14 protein-coding genes (1 of these 14 only partly in view) are annotated in these 17863 nt (G+C 58.4%); 5 read left to right on the top strand and 9 right to left on the bottom strand.

What is annotated here, in order from left to right; all coding sequences use genetic code 11:
* Nucleotides 1-102 precede the first annotated feature (102 nt).
* The 3 genes from RE429_RS20450 to RE429_RS20440 are packed head-to-tail and all read left to right on the top strand — an operon-like array spanning nt 103 to nt 4658.
* A complete protein-coding gene (locus tag RE429_RS20450; RefSeq protein ID WP_414475196.1) occupies nt 103-1356 on the top strand; it encodes an ROK family transcriptional regulator in 1254 nt (417 codons plus the stop codon).
* The gene (locus tag RE429_RS20445) at nt 1346-3742 is read left to right on the top strand and encodes a PIG-L family deacetylase (RefSeq protein ID WP_414475195.1); all 2397 of its coding nucleotides are present in this window, start codon (nt 1346-1348) and stop codon (nt 3740-3742) included. The genes RE429_RS20450 and RE429_RS20445 overlap by 11 nt, the downstream gene beginning before the upstream one ends.
* A 16-nt stretch (nt 3743-3758) precedes the next feature.
* Entirely contained in the window at nt 3759-4658 is a 900-nt protein-coding gene (locus RE429_RS20440) for a DMT family transporter (protein ID WP_414475194.1), read from the top strand.
* A 151-nt stretch (nt 4659-4809) separates the two neighbouring features.
* Here RE429_RS20440 and RE429_RS20435 read toward each other — a convergent pair whose 3' ends face one another.
* The 8 genes from RE429_RS20435 to RE429_RS20400 all read right to left on the bottom strand — a co-directional run bounded on the left by RE429_RS20435 (nt 4810) and on the right by RE429_RS20400 (nt 13208).
* Entirely contained in the window at nt 4810-5949 is a 1140-nt protein-coding gene (locus tag RE429_RS20435; RefSeq protein ID WP_414475193.1) for a hypothetical protein, read from the bottom strand.
* A gap of 719 nt (nt 5950-6668) precedes the next feature.
* On the bottom strand, nt 6669-7286 hold the full coding sequence (locus RE429_RS20430) for a class I SAM-dependent methyltransferase (protein WP_414475192.1): 618 nt from the start codon (nt 7284-7286) through the stop codon (nt 6669-6671).
* Nucleotides 7279-8226 (bottom strand): lysylphosphatidylglycerol synthase transmembrane domain-containing protein, encoded by a 948-nt coding sequence (locus tag RE429_RS20425; RefSeq protein ID WP_414475191.1) that lies wholly within the window; start codon nt 8224-8226, stop codon nt 7279-7281. Before RE429_RS20425 ends, RE429_RS20430 begins: the two co-directional genes overlap by 8 nt.
* Nucleotides 8223-9416, bottom strand: coding sequence for an ATP-grasp domain-containing protein (locus RE429_RS20420; protein WP_414475190.1), 1194 nt, complete (start codon nt 9414-9416; stop codon nt 8223-8225). Before RE429_RS20420 ends, RE429_RS20425 begins: the two co-directional genes overlap by 4 nt.
* The gene (locus tag RE429_RS20415; protein WP_414475189.1) at nt 9406-10356 is read right to left on the bottom strand and encodes a glycosyltransferase; all 951 of its coding nucleotides are present in this window, start codon (nt 10354-10356) and stop codon (nt 9406-9408) included. Before RE429_RS20415 ends, RE429_RS20420 begins: the two co-directional genes overlap by 11 nt.
* Nucleotides 10353-11096: a class I SAM-dependent methyltransferase gene (locus RE429_RS20410; RefSeq protein WP_414475188.1), complete on the bottom strand. Its 744-nt coding sequence runs from the start codon at nt 11094-11096 to the stop codon at nt 10353-10355. Before RE429_RS20410 ends, RE429_RS20415 begins: the two co-directional genes overlap by 4 nt.
* A gap of 17 nt (nt 11097-11113) precedes the next feature.
* A complete protein-coding gene (locus tag RE429_RS20405; RefSeq protein ID WP_414475187.1) occupies nt 11114-12163 on the bottom strand; it encodes a DegT/DnrJ/EryC1/StrS family aminotransferase in 1050 nt (349 codons plus the stop codon).
* A 295-nt stretch (nt 12164-12458) separates the two neighbouring features.
* Nucleotides 12459-13208 (bottom strand): class I SAM-dependent methyltransferase, encoded by a 750-nt coding sequence (locus RE429_RS20400; protein ID WP_414475186.1) that lies wholly within the window; start codon nt 13206-13208, stop codon nt 12459-12461.
* A gap of 490 nt (nt 13209-13698) precedes the next feature.
* Here RE429_RS20400 and rffA point away from each other — a divergent pair, with 490 nt between their 5' ends.
* Nucleotides 13699-14832 (top strand): dTDP-4-amino-4,6-dideoxygalactose transaminase, encoded by a 1134-nt coding sequence (gene rffA, locus RE429_RS20395; protein ID WP_414475185.1) that lies wholly within the window; start codon nt 13699-13701, stop codon nt 14830-14832.
* A 123-nt stretch (nt 14833-14955) separates the two neighbouring features.
* On the opposite strand, the gene RE429_RS20390 is transcribed toward rffA, so the two are convergent.
* A complete protein-coding gene (locus RE429_RS20390; protein WP_414475184.1) occupies nt 14956-16833 on the bottom strand; it encodes a hypothetical protein in 1878 nt (625 codons plus the stop codon).
* 779 nt (nt 16834-17612) lie between these two features.
* Between RE429_RS20390 and RE429_RS20385 the strand changes: the two genes are divergently transcribed.
* On the top strand, nt 17613-17863 hold the 5' portion of the coding sequence (locus tag RE429_RS20385) for a transposase (RefSeq protein WP_414475183.1). 34 nt of this gene lie beyond the right edge of the window; 251 of the gene's 285 nt are visible here — the first part of the coding sequence; its start codon is at nt 17613-17615; the stop codon falls past the right edge of the window.

The raw sequence follows: 17863 nt of genomic DNA, 5'->3' as shown, positions 1-17863 counted from the left end.
TTCCGCTTCTCAGGCTCTCCTAGTGTCGGCGGCCTGTCAATAACATAATTCACTTGAGTTATTCATTTCCCGGCGTCATCGTACCGTGATGGAGAGTCGGAGATGCCGAGAAAATCCAACGCCGGGACGTCGTCGACGATCGGAAGCAATCCGGAGCGCAACCGGTCTCACAATCGCCGCGTCGTGCTGGATGTCGTGCGCCAGCTCGGACCCGTCGGCCGGATGGAAATCTCGCGCCATGCGCATCTGAGCACGCAGGCGGTCTCGAACATCGTCGAGGATCTCGTCGCGGACGGCCTGCTCATCAAGACCGGGCGGCTTCGGGCAGGCCGCGGCCTCCCGCCGATCCAGTTCGCGGTCAATCCCGATGGCGCGATGACGGCAGGCGTCGAAATCGCCGCGGATCACATCTCGACCCTTCTGGTGGATATCGGCGGCTGCGTTCGCGCCCAGCGCACCCTGGCGATCGAGCGGAACGATCCCGATACGGTGCTCCCCCTCATCAAGGCCGAAATCGAGGCGGCCCGCGCGCAATTGAAATCTCCTGTCCCGCAGCTTCTCGGGGTCGGCGTCGTCATGCCGGGTCCGTTCAATGTCGAGGGCATGACGTCCGTCGGACCGACGACCCTGTCGGGATGGCTCGATTTCGACGCCGTGTCCGGCATCGGACAAATGCTGGGCTCATCCATCGTCCTCGAGAACGACGCCACCGCGGCGGCCGTCGGCGAGCGCCTTCACGGGGCCGCCAGGGATTTGAAGAATTTCTGCATGATCTTCTTCGGGCAGGGGCTGGGGCTGGGGATCATGATCGATGGCCGCCCTTACCGGGGAGCCAACGGCAATGCGGGCGAGATCGGGCACGTGCTCATCGAGAAGGGGGGACGCCTCTGCTCGTGCGGCCAGCACGGGTGCCTCGAGGCCTATGCCTCCATCCACGCCCTGACCGAACGACTGAAGGCGGCCGGAATCCATGGCATCGACTACGCGCGTCTGGAGCAGCTCCATCATGACGGGCATCCCGTCGTGGGCGCCTGGGTCCGGGAGGCCGCCGGGCATCTCGCGCCTCAGATCGCCATGCTCGAAAACCTCTTCGACCCGGAGGCGATCGTGATCGGCGGCGCTCTTCCTCCGAGCCTGCTGGAGGATCTCATCCAGGCCATGCAGCCGCTTCCATTGTCGGTCGCGCGCCACAGGAACCGGAGCGAAGCGCGCCTGATTCAGGGGCGCACGGGCCGGTTCACGGCAGCCCTCGGTGCCGCCGCCTTGCCGCTTCTGGAAACAATGACGCCCCGGCTCGACACGGCCCAGGCGGCTCACCGGGATCTATTGAACGAGGAGATCTCCCGTGCCGGGTAGTCACGACCGTCTTGCCAGCGCTGTTCATCAGCCGGCCCTTGTTCGCCTGCATCGCGCTTTGAGCCGGTTGCGATCGACCCTCACGGTGATGAATACCGGAGCGCATCCGGACGACGAGGCCAACGGCCTGCTGGCCGCATTGCGGTTCACCTACGGCATGCGCGTCGTCGTGGCCTGTTCCACAAGGGGGGAGGGTGGCCAGAATGCCCTCGGCCCGGAGCGGGGAGGGATCCTCGGCGTGCTGAGAACCGCCGAGATGGAAGAGTCCGCCCGCCGCATGGACGCCGACGTGGCATGGCTCGGCCACGGACCGGACGATCCGGTTCATGATTTCGGCTTCTCCAAGAATGGAGAGGATACGCTCCGGCGCTGGGGCGAGAACCGCGTCGTCGAGCGGCTCGTCCGGGCTTATCGGCAGTACCGGCCGGACATTGTCATCCCGACCTTCCTGGACGTGCCGGGGCAGCACGGGCATCACCGGGCGATGACCCGGGCGGCCGAAACGGCATGGGCCCTGGCCGCCGATCCTTCGGCCTTTCCGGAGCATGGGAAGCGCGGTCTCTCACCCTGGCAGGTTCGCAAGTTCTATCTCCCGGCATGGTCGGGAGCGAGCTACGCATACGACGATGAGGTGCCGCCGCCGCCTACGACGCTCGACGTCCGGGTTGCGGGAGGCGACGAGGTCACCGGCTTGGCGTACCGGCAGCTCGGCGAGTGGTCCCGGGCCGCGCATGCGTCCCAAGGCATGGGTGTGTGGCGAGAGGATCCCGTCGACCAGTGGAGTCTTCACCTGAAGCTCCGGGCCGACGGCCCGCCGGAGCCCGAGAGCGACATTCGCGATCACTTGCCTGCGAGCCTTGCGGACGTTGCCGCCGCACCGGGATTGACGCAGGCCGCCGCCGCGGCCCTGCGAAAGGCGCAGGAGCACATCGACGCGGGCATCGCCGCATTCCCCGATCGCAAGCGGATCGGCGAGGCGCTGGTTCACGCGGCGCGCCTGATCGAAACGGTCCGAGGCGGCCTCGACCGGGAGACCGCCGACCGCACGGGGCACCGCCTCGACCGCAAGCTGCGGGAGATCGATGCGGTTCTTTTCGAGGTCCATGCGCGTGGCGCGCGTGCGGTCTTCAAGGGCCCATGCCATCCGGGATCGCGGATGGGCCTGGATGTCGATATCGACGCGCCGGATCTTGCGAATCTGACGGTCTCGCCCCGCCTTCCCGACGGGATGGATGTGGTCGGGACGGCCGGCCAATCGGGGCGCGTGGAATACGCGCTCGCGATTTCGGCCTCCGCGTCGCATACGGGCAATTACCCCGAGATTTTCGACCCCATGGGCGGCAACGGCGAGGCCGGAATTGTCGTCTCGGGCGACGTGGACGGCCGCACCATCAGGATCGATCAGGATCCCGAGGAGCCTCTGAAGATCGGGCCCCGGCAGTCCTTGTCTCTCGATCCGCAGACAGCCGTCATCCGAACTGGAACCCATTCATCCGCCCTTCGGATCCAGGCCATGGGAGCCAGTCCCACGGAATGGCGTGCGCCGGACGGCTGGAGCGTTCGAGCGGATGGCCACGACTGGATCATCGATCCGCCGCAGCGGGCAGGCACCGGGATCGCAAAGCTCGTTCCGCTCGTGGACGGCAGGCCGGCGAGCCGGATCGAAACCGTTGCCTATCCTCACATCCGGCCCACATCCTTCGTTGCGCCTGCGGAGGTCACGATTCTGACGCTTGACGTCGCTCTCCCGGCCGGTGCGCGCATCGGCTATGTGGGCGGCGGAAGCGACAATGTCGGCACCCATATGCGCCGCCTCGGCCTCGATGTGACGGATCTCACGCAGGCCGATCTGACGGCAGGGTCTCTTTCGGAGTTCACGACCATCGTGGTCGGCATCTTCGCATTCGGGCTCCGGCGGGACCTTCAGGACGCGAGCGGACGCCTTCATGGCTTCGTGGAGGAGGGCGGCCATCTGGTGACGCTCTACCACCGCCCGACCGACGGGTGGGATCCCGACCATACGCCGCCGCGCCGCCTCGCCATAGGGGCGCCGTCGCTCCGGTGGCGCGTGACCGATCCGGCCGCACCGGTCACGGTTCTGAAGGCGGACGATCCCTTGCTGACCTATCCGAACCGCATCGAGGCCGGCGACTGGCAGGGGTGGGACAAGGAGAGGGGACTCTACTTCGCGTCGGAATACGACCCGTCCTATGAGGAACTCTTGGCCCTGAACGATCCCGGAGAAAGCCCCCTCAAGGGCTCGCTCCTGTCGGCCCGCATCGGGCAGGGGCGCCATACCCATGTGGCGCTCGTGCTGCACCACCAGCTGGACAAGCTGGTGCCCGGCGCCTTCCGCCTGCTCGCGAATCTGGTTCAGCCCGCGTAACGGCCTGCGAGAGGACATGGAGGCTCCGCCCGAAACCGATTCATCCCCGCCTTCGATCCCGTTGTGGCGAAGCGCGGGCTGGCTGCTGATCGACATGGCGCTGGTCACGACCATGCAGGCCATCGTCAAGGCGGAGGGTGAAACCTATCCGGCCATCCAGCTCGTCTTTCTGCGTTCGCTCGTCGGGTTTCTGTCGGTTGCGCCGCTGATTTGGCGCCACCGTGCCAAGCTGACGAATTTGTCGAACATCCGTGGCCATCTCGCGCGGGTCGGGTTCAACTCCATCGCGCTGACATTCAACTTCGCGGCTTTCGCGGCGCTGCCTCTCGCGCTGGTAACCGCGATCGGTTTCACCCGGCCGCTCGTGCTCCTGGTGATGGCGGCCCTCATGCTCGGGGAGCGCGTCAGCCGAATGCGCTATGCCTTCACGGCCATCGGTTTCCTGGGTGTCATCATCATGGTCCAGCCGGATGTGATCCCCTGGAGCATGGGATTGATCGCGGCCTTCGGATCCGTCTTCTTCGGGTCGCTGGCGGTCGTTCAGACCAGACGCCTCGCCGGCGAGGACACCGTCGTGCTCATGCTCTTCTACACGGTGGGCCTGACGATCCTGACATCCATCCCGGCTGCCATCGTGTGGGTGCCGATCCCCTGGAGCGAGGCGCCGAACATCATCCTGGTCGGCGTCCTGGCGCAGCTGGGGCAGTATTGCTGGCTGCAGGCCTACCAGAAGCAGGAAGCGCGGCTTCTGGCCCCGATCGGATACCTGTCGATCGTGTTTTCAGGCTTTGTCGGCTGGCTCTTCTTCGGTGAAGTCCCATCCCCGGCCCTGTGCCTCGGCGCAGCCATCGTGGTTCTCACAACGATCCTGGCGACCCCGGCGGAACGCTGGCTTCGAAACAAAAGAAGGGCCTAACACATCGCGCGGCGCTTCGGATCGGCTCAAGCGATGCGCTCCTTCCGAGAACGGAGCATCGGAGGGAAACCCAAAAGTGGATTCCACGTTTCACGTCCGATGCTCGATGGGGACAGGAAAGTCCAAAGGAAGAGCGCGCGCCAGAGGGCGATCAGGCCACAGCGGTCTTACGTCCAGCCACGATGCGTAAGGATCCGTCGGCTCCCGTCACCTTCGGCTGATCGAAGTTGAGATTGCCGAGCTTCCAGGACTGGAGAACCACTGAGGTGTTCCCAACCGCTTTCGGCTTCACGCCGCCGTCCGTCGTGCGCTCGACAATCAAGGCCTTGCCGCTCCACTCCAGCACGAGGCGGTCATCGGGGCCAAATCCCGCCTGGTCCCAGAGCTCCCTCGGCAGACGAATCGAGGTGTAGAACCGGTCCGCGCGCTTGGCGTCCGCAATGGATCTCACCGCGACGGCGTGGGCGCTCACCTGATCCGCTTCGACTCGGGCGCGGCGCATACCCGTCCGCCGCTTCGGAGGCGTTGCTTCTTCGCTCTCGACGGCTTGTGTCGGTCGAGCATCACCGGCGCGCGCCGGTTCTCCCGCCGTGTCCATTTCCGAAGAGGATTGCCGATCAAGGTCGGGAACCGACCCATGCGGCACAGCCTGAACCGCGCCCGCCGCATGGCGAAGGCTTCCCGAGAGGCTCTCGGCGGATCTGATGAGGGCAGGGGCGAAGCGCGCAATGGCATCGACTTGGCTGCTACCGAGGGCTGCCAGCTGGGTCACCTGTTCAGCGACAAGTTCCATGGCGGACCGCAAGCCTTTCAGATCCGCCGCCATGTCGGCCAGAACCTGCTCCAGTGCCGAGGGAAGGTCCGGCACGGACATCGATGGCGGCGGAGGCTTTTGCGCGGATACTGAGGGCGGCGGCGTCTCTTTGGGACGGAAGACCTCCGCGGCCAGAGCCTCGGGCTTGCCGAGATGACGCGCCAGGATATCGGCCGTATCCCGGTGGCGCTTATCGGGTGCGGACGCCATGCGTTGCGGCTGACCCGACGATCTCGTTTCGGACGTGCCATGCGAGCGCGCCAGGCAGACCGGACAGATGTCATAGGAGCGGTCGCGTCCGAGCAGCCAGCCACGCTCGTCAAAGTAGCGCTTGACGACATCATGACCGACGGACCTGTTGGACTCGTAGGCGTCAGTCTTGGCGCATTCGGAACAGCGGATCGTAAAGCGGAACTTCGAGGGCGTGCCGCCACTGCGCGTGATCTGCGGCTCGAACTGGCGTGCGATACCGGGCATCTGGCAAATCCTAATCGTTAGAGAATGAAATAGGCTTGAAAAAGACTGAGTGTCTCGGCCGTCGCGGTCTTGAATCCACTGCTTGGACGAGAGGGGAGATAGCATTGAACCTGGGAAAATCCAACCGATCGGAAGGGATGTTTCAGTACGACGGTGAGTGGGCCGCAGATCCCATGTCGGTCAGGAGGTCTCGGAGCGGAACTGGTGAGGTCGCATTGCCCGGGTCCGGATTGCTCACCAGAGCGGCGTGCGACCGCCCAGCCAATTGCACGGGGACTTGAGACGATCACGGATCCCACTCAGAACCTCATCGGACAAAGGAGCCGTCGGTGCCGAGCGTCAACTTCAACACTGAGGAATAGACGAATTCCGTAACGTCATCGGATGATGGATTGCCAAGGCGGACGCCGGTCAAACGTTCAGCTTCTCAATCATGCTGATCACGGACAGGTCGGATTGCGATCCCCGGTGCGGGTCAGTACCGCGTAGCGGCTCTGGAGCTTCACCAGCAGGAGCGGCCTGTATCACGCTGTGAGCGATGCGGGCCTGTTGGGCTGAGTCGTGCGTGTTGCGTGGGGTGGTTTTGATCCGTGAGGTTTGATTGCAGGGACCTGAAACCACCGACGCTATAGGAGGTAGACCATCATGTAGGAGAAGCTCGGCTATGGTGAACCGTATCGAATTCAGCGCTCAAGTAAATCATCGTTTGCAACTGGTTATCAATCGTTATGGCATTCCATAATCCAATAAGTGTACGGAATGAAAGATTGGTGTATGATTGTTCCCTTCACAAATCTGAAGTAGTCCTTGGCGAGCGCAGCATAGCCGTCAGCCGTGCGCACATTCTGCCCTACATCCTGGCTAATAATGAAACGAGCCAGCGGATTTTGTCGGTCAACGTAGACGTTGTCGAGCGTTATGACGCGGCCAGTCGATTGTAGAGCTCGCCTGAGCAGCCTAAATAAATCGCGGGCCTGCTCGTCGTCGAGGTGGTGGAGGACAGCTGACACAACCGCGATGTCGAACGGAGCGTGATCGTCTACGCTCTGGTCATCGAATATGCCAAGCCGAAAGGTAGCTTTGCCCCCATAGGTAGCATGAGCTGCCGCAATATAACTAGGGTTAGGATCATAACCGACATATTCAACATCCGGTAGAAACTGTACAAGGCTTCCCGGACCACAGCCGATATCTAGGAGCCTGTCGCCAGGCTTCGCTTTGATGAAGTTGTCTGCGAAACGCTTCGAGTTCCGCTTCGCTCCCATAAGATTTTGGATTAATTCGTAAACACGCGGATTGTTGACCAACGCGCGCAATCCATTTCGGTTCTCAGCCATAGCGCTTCTCATCAGCCTCGCGCCCGGGCGAGTGTTTCGTAGTCATGAGAATTCTTAATCCAATCAAAAGGCCAAGGCCAATCATCAGCGGTGAAATGACGCGAAGGCCGATTGCTCCCGCTTCTGCTTGAGTTATATCGGTCCCAAACCAGACCAGTAGTGCCCGCGTGGAGACCTCCGCAATACCAATGCCACCTGGAATCAGTGACAGTGATACTGACAGCGTAACGCCGACGACGACAATCAGGACAGTTGAGAGCGGAATTTCAATGTCCAAGCTCATGAAGACCGCATTCCAGAGGAGCGCAACCAGCAACCACTTGGCAATCGTGCTAAGGCCAAGGCAGGCGAGCCGCTTCGGAGACAGTTGATACTGCGCGATCGGCTTCAAGGTGCGGGATAAAAAGCCTGGAAGATTCAATTTCGTAAGGAAACGGACTGTCGGCAACAATAACGCGATACTCAAGAATAGGAGTGCTGCCGTTAATGCCAAGACGGCGCTGTTTGTACCATGCAGGCTGAAGCCTACGGCTGCTAGGAAAGCAAGCACCGCAAGGTCCATCGCCCGCTCGAGAGCGAAGGCAACCGACAAATGCGCGTAGCTGCTTCCGGTTTCGTCTCTCGTAAATTTGAGTTTGAGCAGTTCGCCGAGTTGCATCGGAGAGGGCGTGGCGGCGGCAATAGCCAGCGCTGTATAGACAAAGACCTTCCTAAAGCTCGACCACCGAAACGGCATTCCGGCGACCGCTATCCACCGCAACGAGCGTAGACCCAAGACGGCGAGCGTGAGAGGCACTCCAGCAAGCAGGAACTGCACATAGTCGAAACGCCAGAGGATCTGCCCAATCGACGTCCAATCGAAGGTAATGAGGGCCCATGTACAACATATTGCGGCTAGCATGTATGGCCAGAAGCGCCGCACTTCCTTCATGCTGTTCATGATACGGAGAGTTCCAGGCGAGCGAGCGCCTCTTCGATGTGAAGGTCAACGCTCTTCCGGTCGCGGCCAGTGACAATCAACTCGCCGAAGCGCGCCCGTCCGTCGGAGAAGGCGCTCACAGGCGAGCCGGACGGGAGATCCAGCGCGAGGTAATGGCACCAAGATTCATGTTTTAGGGCGCTGATCGCACCGACATTATAAGTGAGAATGCCGGGACGGGGGCTGCCTAAGATTTCTACCCCAGCCGGACAGATCTTGAAGTCCTCGAATGAGGAGACATCCATCCCAAGCGCATTTGCGATCAGGTACATGACATGATCGGATCCCGTCGCGGCTTCGATCAGGCGCATAAGGGCATTTCCGCCCGCGCGCGGCGTCAACTCAATGATGACTGGCCCCTGAGGAGTGGAGACAATATCGGCATCGAACGGCCCGTCGCGATATTCCAGGTAGTTGAACACCTTCTGAATTTGCTCAACGACATTTGCGCATGCGGACGGCGGAAGGGCGGAGGGAGCTCGATGTCCACGCGTTGCGGTAAAGGGCGGTGGCGCCGTCAGCCGATCGGTGACCATGCAAGAGCGGATCAGGCCGCCGCTGAGGATGCCCTCGAGCGAGTGCTGTGTTCCTGGCAGAAATCGCTCGATGATCGCCTTTCCATTGAGCGACAATTTCTGAGCTTCCTGAAACGCATCGTCTAAGCTCTCATGCGCTTCGACGATGCGGATGCCGCGCGATCCGGAACCCACAACGGGCTTGACGACGAAGGGGCCGTTTCCTTCCACATAGCCGGGAGAATCCGTCGCGAACGGGGATGGAAGGCCAAGTTCGCGCTGAAGGCGGCGAAAGGCGTCTTTGGGAACCAGAGCCTGGGCCGCCTCAGGTGAGGGGGCTCGGAGTCCAAGTGCAGCGCCGACTGCTGCGGCGGAAGGAAGGGCCACGTCCGTCGCGGCGGCAATGACGCCATCAATCTTGTTTTCCCTGGCAAGCGCCACAATCGCGTCAGTATTGCGCGTGTCGACTGTAAAGCTCTCGTCGGCGAGAGCGTGCCCGATATTCTGTGGCTGGTTATCTGCCGTCAAAACCGTGCAGCCAAGCTCCCGTGCCCTTCTGATGATCGGCAACTGATTGATGCTCGCGGCAAGAACGAGAAGCCGCGCTCCCGCAAAAGGAGTGCCATTATCGGACATCGGCGATCCTGTAGCTGGCCCGTGCTCCGTTGAGAACCTTGTGGGTCCGGGACACATAGATAAGCACGATAGCGATGGCAGCCATGATCATCGTGCTCTGAACACCGGTCATGATCATAAGGCTTGTCCAGCCTGGAACGGATTCGACGGTAAGGAAATGCATGATAAAGATCACTGCCATTACCAGGAATGTGAAGACAAACGAGGTAAGGCAAGTCGCAGCAACGATGATGAAGGGTATGCGGGAGTAGGTCATCAAAAGATTTGCTGCCAGAACCAAGCTTTTTGTGAGGCTGTACCCGGACGTACCATCTTCACGCGCGGCATGCTTCACATCGACATTCACGACGCGGGTGCTCACGGCGAGGATTGCCGCAGTGATGTAGGTGTACTCCGTTTGATTCTCGACGACTTCGTGAGCCACGAAAACCCGGAAAGCCCGGAAGCTTGTAAGTTGAAAATCATTGGGAAGCTTGAACAGATGTCGAAGCAGCCGATCGATGAGGCCCCCACTCAAATTGCGCCATTTGGCATGCTGCTTTTTACCATAGCTGGCAATTGCGATGTCGGCATCTTGAAGCGCATCGAGAAGAGGCTGCAGATCTTCAGGCCGATGCTGAAGATCATCATCCATGGTGACGACATGGGTTATATCTGTATCGATTGAACCCAGGCCACACTGCAGGGCCATGTGCTGGCCAACATTGCGCGCTAAGCGGATGCATTTGACCAGGGTGCCATACTTCATGTGCAAGGCCAAGAGCACTTCCCAAGTGTTGTCGGGGCTTGCATCGTCGATAAGGACAATCTGGTACCGTGATCCACGCTCTGTCAGTACACGCGAAAGGCGCTCCACCAGAAGGCCGATTGTCTTGGCGCTTCGGTAGCATGGCACGACGACGGCAATGTACTCAGAGCCAGGCGCTGCAGACTGCTTCATGGGATACGCTTTGCAATGACGCCCTTGTAATCGCCGAGGCCCGACTTCGGGCCGGTGATCCGTAGGATCAGCTCGCCAACTTCGTGACCGATCGTCGTCAACCAGGCAGGCCATTCGATAGGCGCAAGAAAGAGGCGAGCAGGCCAAAAGTGCAGCTCGGCACGGCCCGTGACCACGAAGCCGCTCTCTTCGATAATCGACAGAATCTTAGACAATGGAACGTCCAGAACCCGATGCAGAAATCCTTCGTGGAATGGCTCGATCATGGCCAGCGTGCCGCCAGGCTTGAGCGCAGCATGAAGCTTGCGCATGACGAGCGCAAATTCTTCTTTGCTCTTGCATGCGGCGGAAACACAACCCAGCACCGCTATGTGCTCGTACAAGGCTTCGTCATTCAGGTCAAAGACCGACATGACGCTGACGTCAATATCTCTGTCGCCATTCTCCCGACGGGCGATCTCAACCGCGCTTTCGGCGAAATCGAAAGCACGAATCCGAGCGCCGCGAGCGGCCAGGTGCCTCGATAGTCGTCCGGTGCCGCACCCGACATCCAACACAAATCTTCCATTCACATCAGGCAGGGCGCGATCAAAGAACGCAAATTGCGCCGCTTCATAGTGGCGGTTCAAATTGCGGTTTGCGAACATTGAAACCGCGCTGCCCTCATAGTGATGGGCTTTGTTGTTCCAGAACTGCGCACTTGAGTATACTTCGCGCCGTTTCATGCGGTCCTGCAGCATCTGGCGGAGCGCTCTGCTCATAGTGTTTCCCTTTGGTTGGCGGCCTTGACGACGGCTCTGACGTCGCGAGCCGTCATGGACGTGTAAAATGGTAAGTTCAGGACGCGGCCTGCGATGAGCCAGGCATGCGTTTGCTCGCGAGGTGCGGCGATCGTTGTGAAACTAAACCCGGTATCTATCCCCGCTCTCGCGAGCCGACGATGAACCTTGATTTTGTCCCCGCGTACATAGATCGGAAAGCGGATCAAGCTCCCTGGTCTCTCTGGGCTCAATACTTCCGTGTCGAAATTGTCCGACGCTCGGATCTCACGTCGGTAGATAGCATAGATCGCTTCTCGCTTTGCGATGATTCCGTTAAGCTGTCGAAGTTGCTTTAGGACGACCCTCGCCTGCCATTCAGAGAAGGAGTATTGGTAATATGGGTTTAGCGCAGATGCCAGCTGCCCATTCTCAGCGGTGTAATTGCCCAGCAATTGAAAATTCAGAAAGTAAAATAGCCTATAGAATGCGGTTTTGGTGACGATGATCAGGATAAGGGCAGTCAACACAAGCCGCAACGTATGCAATGCGGGCATCGGTTTCAGGTGAGAAGCAGCGGTCGTCTTCAAGTCAGCCGCAAGCTGAGCATCATCTGTGGCGACAAAGCCGCCTTTTAGTGGACTATGCACAAGTTTGGATGTATCGAAACTTCCAAAGCACGCAAGGCCTACCGAGCCGACGGGACGGCCCTTTATTTCTGCTCCTAGGGCTGCAGCGATGTCCTCTATGACAATTGCTCCCCGTGCGTCCGCAAGTGCCTTGATGCGACTGACGTCGCACGGAAAGCCATACTGATGCGTCGCGATAATGATGTCGCCCGCTTGCACCACATTTGCGATATCTGAAGGCGCGAGATTCAAATGCCCTGCCTGATGCTCGACAGTAACGACGTCTCGGCCCGCTAGCCGAGCGCTTTCAAATACCGCCGAGCAGGTGTAGCCGGGAACAATGACGCGCCCTTCGGGAAGGGCCTTCAGCAGCAGAAACAACGCGCCTCGTCCTGATGGTGTCAGGACAGCATGAGACACTCTGATCTCCTGCGAGATCAGGCGGGCAACCTCTTGGGCGGCAGAGCCGGACCGCGACCGGTCGAATAGGGCTTTTGCCAAGTCGCTTAAGCCGTAATTGGGCGCAAAACGAGGGATCATTGAAGCTCTAGACCACGAAACGGCTACTGAACGAAATTGCGTTTCCGGTATACGCTACTGGGCATTCATATGAAAGCCCTCATATATCAACAAGAAGGCACGCTATTGTCGCTAAGGAAATAGCCAGGGCAATTGGAGTACTCGACGTCGTCTCTCGGGCTTGCCGGGGCAACGTTCACGCTGGTTTCTTGGCAACGACAACTCGGCTCCCGCCCATAGGCCAAGCGAGGCCATGCAGTGCCAAATTTACTTCAATGCCTGTGACCGTACCCAAGAGGTGGTTCGCCCATCCAGAAATGCGATACTCTCTCTTAATGATTTCATCGGTGCCGTCCTGTCGAATTCTGGACAACAGCCGCGAGATGACGAAAGCAGGCAGAATGAAAGCTGCAAAAGATGTGGAGAAAAGCACGTTGAAGCCTGCAGCTTTCATCTTGGCTTCCAGTTCGCCCCGGCGGTAACGGCGGACATGGTGGGCAATATCATCATTCGTGCTCCACAGGAACTGATGCTGCGGAACAGAGACAATGATGCCGCCGCCGGGAGAAGTGACTGCGTGCATTTGCTTCAAGACGTCTACGTCCTCTTCAATATGCTCAAGCACATCGAAGGCCCCCACGATTTCGAATGCATCCTGCGCTGGGATTTCGCGGGCGTCCATCTGGACGAGCTCCGCCGATGTTCCCAACCGTTGACGTGCAAAGCCGAGGGCGGAAGGGTGCAACTCTGATCCCGCCAAGCGCTGCCAATCGCGGCCTTTCGCAACGGCACTTAGAACCGCGGCGTTGCCGCAGCCGATCTCAAGAAACGATTTTGCCTCAGGAAAGTAGCGATCGATGAGGCCGGTCAGGAGGCGAGAGCGGGCCTGAAACCAGAAATGGGTGGTCTCGACCTCCCATAACAGGCTGAAGCTAGCAGGATCCATGCCGACAACCTTATCGGCGAGGTCCGGCGCAAAAAGAGGAAAACCATCAACAACTGCAGGATGATAGCTGCAACTGGAGCATCGCCATGTCGGTGGCCAGACAGGTTGGCCTGGTTCGATAGCCTCAAGAGTATGGCATTCGGGGCAGGAGCGGCGTGAAATCATAAATTCAGGAGGGTTAAGGAGTTTTTCCCGCAGTCATAAGAGGTTGTGCGGTTTATTGCATATTCAGTTCCCGTTGAGAATAATAAAGTCGTCGAGCGCAAAGCTGAATAGAACACCGTGGCCGAGGATCAGTCGAGTATTAGGCGAGCGGCCTCCTGTGCCGGCCCGATATGGCCTAAGACCGCCCAAGGATGCAAGTCATAATCTTAAGAATTGCAATGACTTGCACAAATCTCTCGAATATCGGCGGGCCTAGAATCGAGGGTATATTCATTCATCTTTTTTGATGATAGATGTTGGCTCCAAAAGCATATCGAGATCAAGCATGCGCGTGCCGTTCAACGTTCCGTCAATCTCTGGCCGTGAATTTGAAATGATTCGGGATGCTATCGCGCGCGGTCAGCTATCCGGTGATGGGCATTACAGCAGCTTGTGCCGCTCCTGGATGAGTAAGTTTACGGGAGCCCACGACGCGCTTTTGACCCATTCTTGCACCGCTGCTCTGGAGATGGCTTCGATCCTCCTGGATATCGGCGAAGGGGATGAAGTCATCATGCCCTCGTACACCTTTGTCTCGACTGCGAATGCAGTTGTCCTGCGCGGTGGTGTGCCGGTGTTCGTCGATATCAGGCCGGACACGCTCAATATCGATGAAACTCAGATTGAGGCTGCGATTACTTCTCGCACGAAGGCAATCTGTGTCGTCCATTACGCTGGTGTCGTATGCGAGATGGATACAATCCTCGCCATCGCCAGAAAGCATGGCCTTGCCGTCGTAGAAGATGCCGCTCATGCATTTGGCTCAACATATAAGGGACGCGCGGCCGGATCACTGGGCGATCTCGCCGCCTTCAGCTTTCACGAAACGAAAAATATTGTTTCAGGTGAGGGCGGCGCCATTCTATTTCGAGATTCGACGCATCTGAAGCGTGCGGAAATCATCCGCGAAAAAGGGACTAACAGAAGCCAGTTCTTTCGCGGCCAAGTGGATAAATATAGCTGGGTCGACATAGGATCTTCATATCTTCCAGGAGAGCTTATTGCCGCTTTTCTTTATGGTCAGCTGGAGAAATCGAAGGAAATCCAAGATGACAGGATGGGCAATTGGCAGCGTTATGATGCTGCGCTGAGAAAATATCATAACCTGGATGTCGGCCTTCCAAATGTGCCGGAGCATTGTGTACACAACGCGCATCTCTTCTATCTGCTTCTACCCAATCTCGATCTTCGCCAGGAAATCATCAGAAGGCTGAGAGAAGACGGGATCGGCGCGCCATTCCACTATATCCCTCTGCACTCATCCCCTGCGGGGCAGCGTTTGGGCCGTTCGATCGGCGAATTGCCCGTCAGCACCAGCGTTTCGGAGCGCCTGCTGCGGTTGCCGCTCTACCCAAGGATGGGAGATGCCGTTGATTGGGTCATTGATCGTGTAAGTAAGCACATCGAGGACATGTTCTAACTTCGCGCTCCAACCCTCTAGGGCCACGATGTATCTTCCGCTCTGAACCCCTTGCTTCGCAACGAACCTGGGGATGCAACACGTTGAAATCTCGATACAGGGAATCTGCTGGCGCGGCACGCTCTATCCCCGTTTCGATGTACAATCAACAACTCTAAGTTCTCCGTTCGGCAATACCTGAAGAACGCTGTGCATTCTATGCTGGGTCGCATCGTTGCAAAGGCTAGCATCGTCGTAAGAGCGTGCGGAAGATATAGACTTTTTGTAATCGGCCCAGCCATATGTCATCGGCAGGCGGCAGTTAATCGACATTGGATGTAAGCCTTTAAGCAGTGGGCGACTGGCTAAGGCTTGGACCATAAGGGAGGAGGCCCAACATGTCTTGGTGTGGCCTAGCCAAAATGCGCTGACTTCTGGGGAGACATGAACGCCGTCAATTTGAGGATTCGTATCGATTGCCGTAAGAATTCTCCCAAACAATGTCGAGTCGATTAATCCCTGTGTGCCCCGTCCGTCAGATCGAACCTTGATATCCTCCCTAAGAGCTGCGATCTGTTGCATTGCCTTGGACGGCCTGCTTGTCCCAAGGGTAACGACAGTAACGCCAATCAAGGCAATGGCGATCTGAGCCTTGTAGCTAAAGCTGGACAAGGCTTCTTTCGGCCAAGCGCAGAAAGCCAGAATGCATAGAGCAGCCCAAATTCCCGGATTGACGAAGTAGAAAACTGCCCCTGCAGGAAGGTCAAGTATGAGGCTGCTCGCTATGGAAGCCAGCATCATTGCACCCAACCCCATCAGTAATGCCTGATTATTCGGTTCTCTCGGGTAACGGCGCCAGCCCACAAATAGCAGGATAACGAACACTGTGGGTAAGAAATAAGCATTGTAGCCATAGCGTCGAAAGGTGACGAACGGACGGAATATACTGTCCTCTCCACTTCCACTGCCGCTGTATGTCGACATGTAAACAAGCAGGAATGGCAGAAAAGCGAATGCTGCTCCCGCCATTGTCCAAGGAAGAGACTTCGGATTCCGCCATGCGATCCATACCGCTGCGCCGCACGACAGCACCGCGCCGGTCGAAATCTTGGTAATGCTGGTCATCGTCACCAGTACAGCAACGCAGAATAGCAGGGGTAGTGCTGATCGTATAGTGGATGGTAATCCGACTATCATTGTTTGTATTGTCAGTAGAAAGAACCAGAGGCTTACCAAGTAGCTTTCGGAGACCCAGAAGACCCCGAAGAGGGTAAAGTGACCTAGTCCAACTGTAATCGCGGTGACGATAAACATAGCAGCATAGCGAGCTATCCCGCTATCTGCCGGCCTTAGGTGGGCCACTGTGGCCAGTAGATAAAAGAGCAGTAGAGGTCCGCCGAGAATAGGTACAAACAAGCTATATGCCTGGATTGTGCTTAACCCAGTCCAGCGTGCCAGTCCGCCGATAAACCAATGGCTCGCTACGTGATAGATAATCGGTTGCAGGCCGTCTAGACCAATGCTTACGGTTCCATACTGTTGAAAAAGACCAGCTATTGCAGCATGATAAAGAGTATCCTTGAACAACTCTCCCATCAGCGCTTGCTCAAAGCCAAGAGGATGCGCGTAGCCGCGCACGACCGAAATCGCCAAGTGATTCACGGCGAGCAGAATCGCAATGGCGCAGATACAACAAACGAGCGGAAGGGAAAGATCGCGCCGAACCGAAGGAAACGTAAGCCACAATCCCGCAAAGCAGATGGTAAGAACCAGCCCGTCAACCGCAAACGGCCATACTTTCCCAAGGAATGACACTGCAAAAAAAACGACAAAGGTTAGCATCAAAGGCAACAGAGGCTGCAGTTGTCGATTGCCTTTTGCCAGCGCGTAACCCAGTGGAAGGCATAGCATCAAGCTCAATGCTAATGCCGATGACCTTAGTACGCTCCAGAGTCCTATAGCATGAGCGCCACTTTGAATGTCTAATCGTATGAAAATTGAGATGATAGCAGAAGCCAACACCCAAGCGCTGCAAATTAGCAGAGGGGCGTGAAAGATTGCAGGTATTTTACTTGGATGCTGAGGTTCTGGTGAATGCATAGTCATTGCTAGACATAAGCTTTCTTGGAATGCTCATAAGTTTGGAGAAACACCTCAATAGGCTAATATTGTATCGAGCATGACAACGCAATGCTGCAGTCGACAGGTGTATGGTAAGCACTCGGCGTGGGTCCTCTTGTGAAGGTGCTGCTTGCGCGTGACGTTCTGACCTTAAGGCTAAAGCCATTTCCGGCTATTCCGAGTCAGAGGGGATTCCACTGTGAGAGTTGATGTGGCCTGCTTGTCTCCAGACATGGAGGCCTGACGTGGCACGCGCTTACAGTCAGGATCTGCGGGACCGCGTGATCAAGACGGCCCTGGGTGGCGTCTCGGTGTGGCGGGCGGCCGCTCGTTATGGAGTCGGCATCTCAACCGCCGTTCTGTGGGTGCGCCGCGCTCGATCCGGCGAGGTGGCGGCCCGCCGGCAGGGACAAGCCCAAGGGCTCCAAGCTCGATGCGCATGCGGCCTTTCTCCTGGAGCTGATTGACGCCTCCTCGCATCTCAAACTTCACGCGATGCAGTCTCGCTTAAGCGAGGAGCGCGGCGTCTCGGCTGGCATCGGCACGCTCTGGCGCTTCTTCCACCCGCAGGCGATCACGGTCAAAAAACCGCGCACGCCTGCGAGCGTGACCGGCCCGAGGTCAGGGCCGCACGCGAGGCCTGGTGTGACGGGCAGCTTGATCTCGACCCGGACCGGCTGGTGTTCATTGACGAGATCAGCGCGACGACCAAGATGGCTCGCCTGTATGGCCGTTGCGCGCGAGGGCAACGCCTCCGGGTCGGCCTTCCGCATGGACACTGGAAGACCACCACCGTTGTGACCGGCCTGCGCCTGAGCGGGTTCTCCGCCCCGATGGTGCTGGACGGGCCGATGACCGGCCCCTGGTCTGCGGCTTATCTCGAGCAGATCCTGGTGCCGACGCTGCGGCCGGGCGACGTGGTGATCCTGGA

The organism is Microvirga sp. M2 (assembly GCF_047497095.1).
In the GTDB taxonomy this organism is placed as follows: Bacteria; Pseudomonadota; Alphaproteobacteria; order Rhizobiales; family Beijerinckiaceae; genus Microvirga.
Note: the sequence above shows the minus strand (reverse complement) of the source record. Positions and strands in the feature narration are given on the sequence as shown.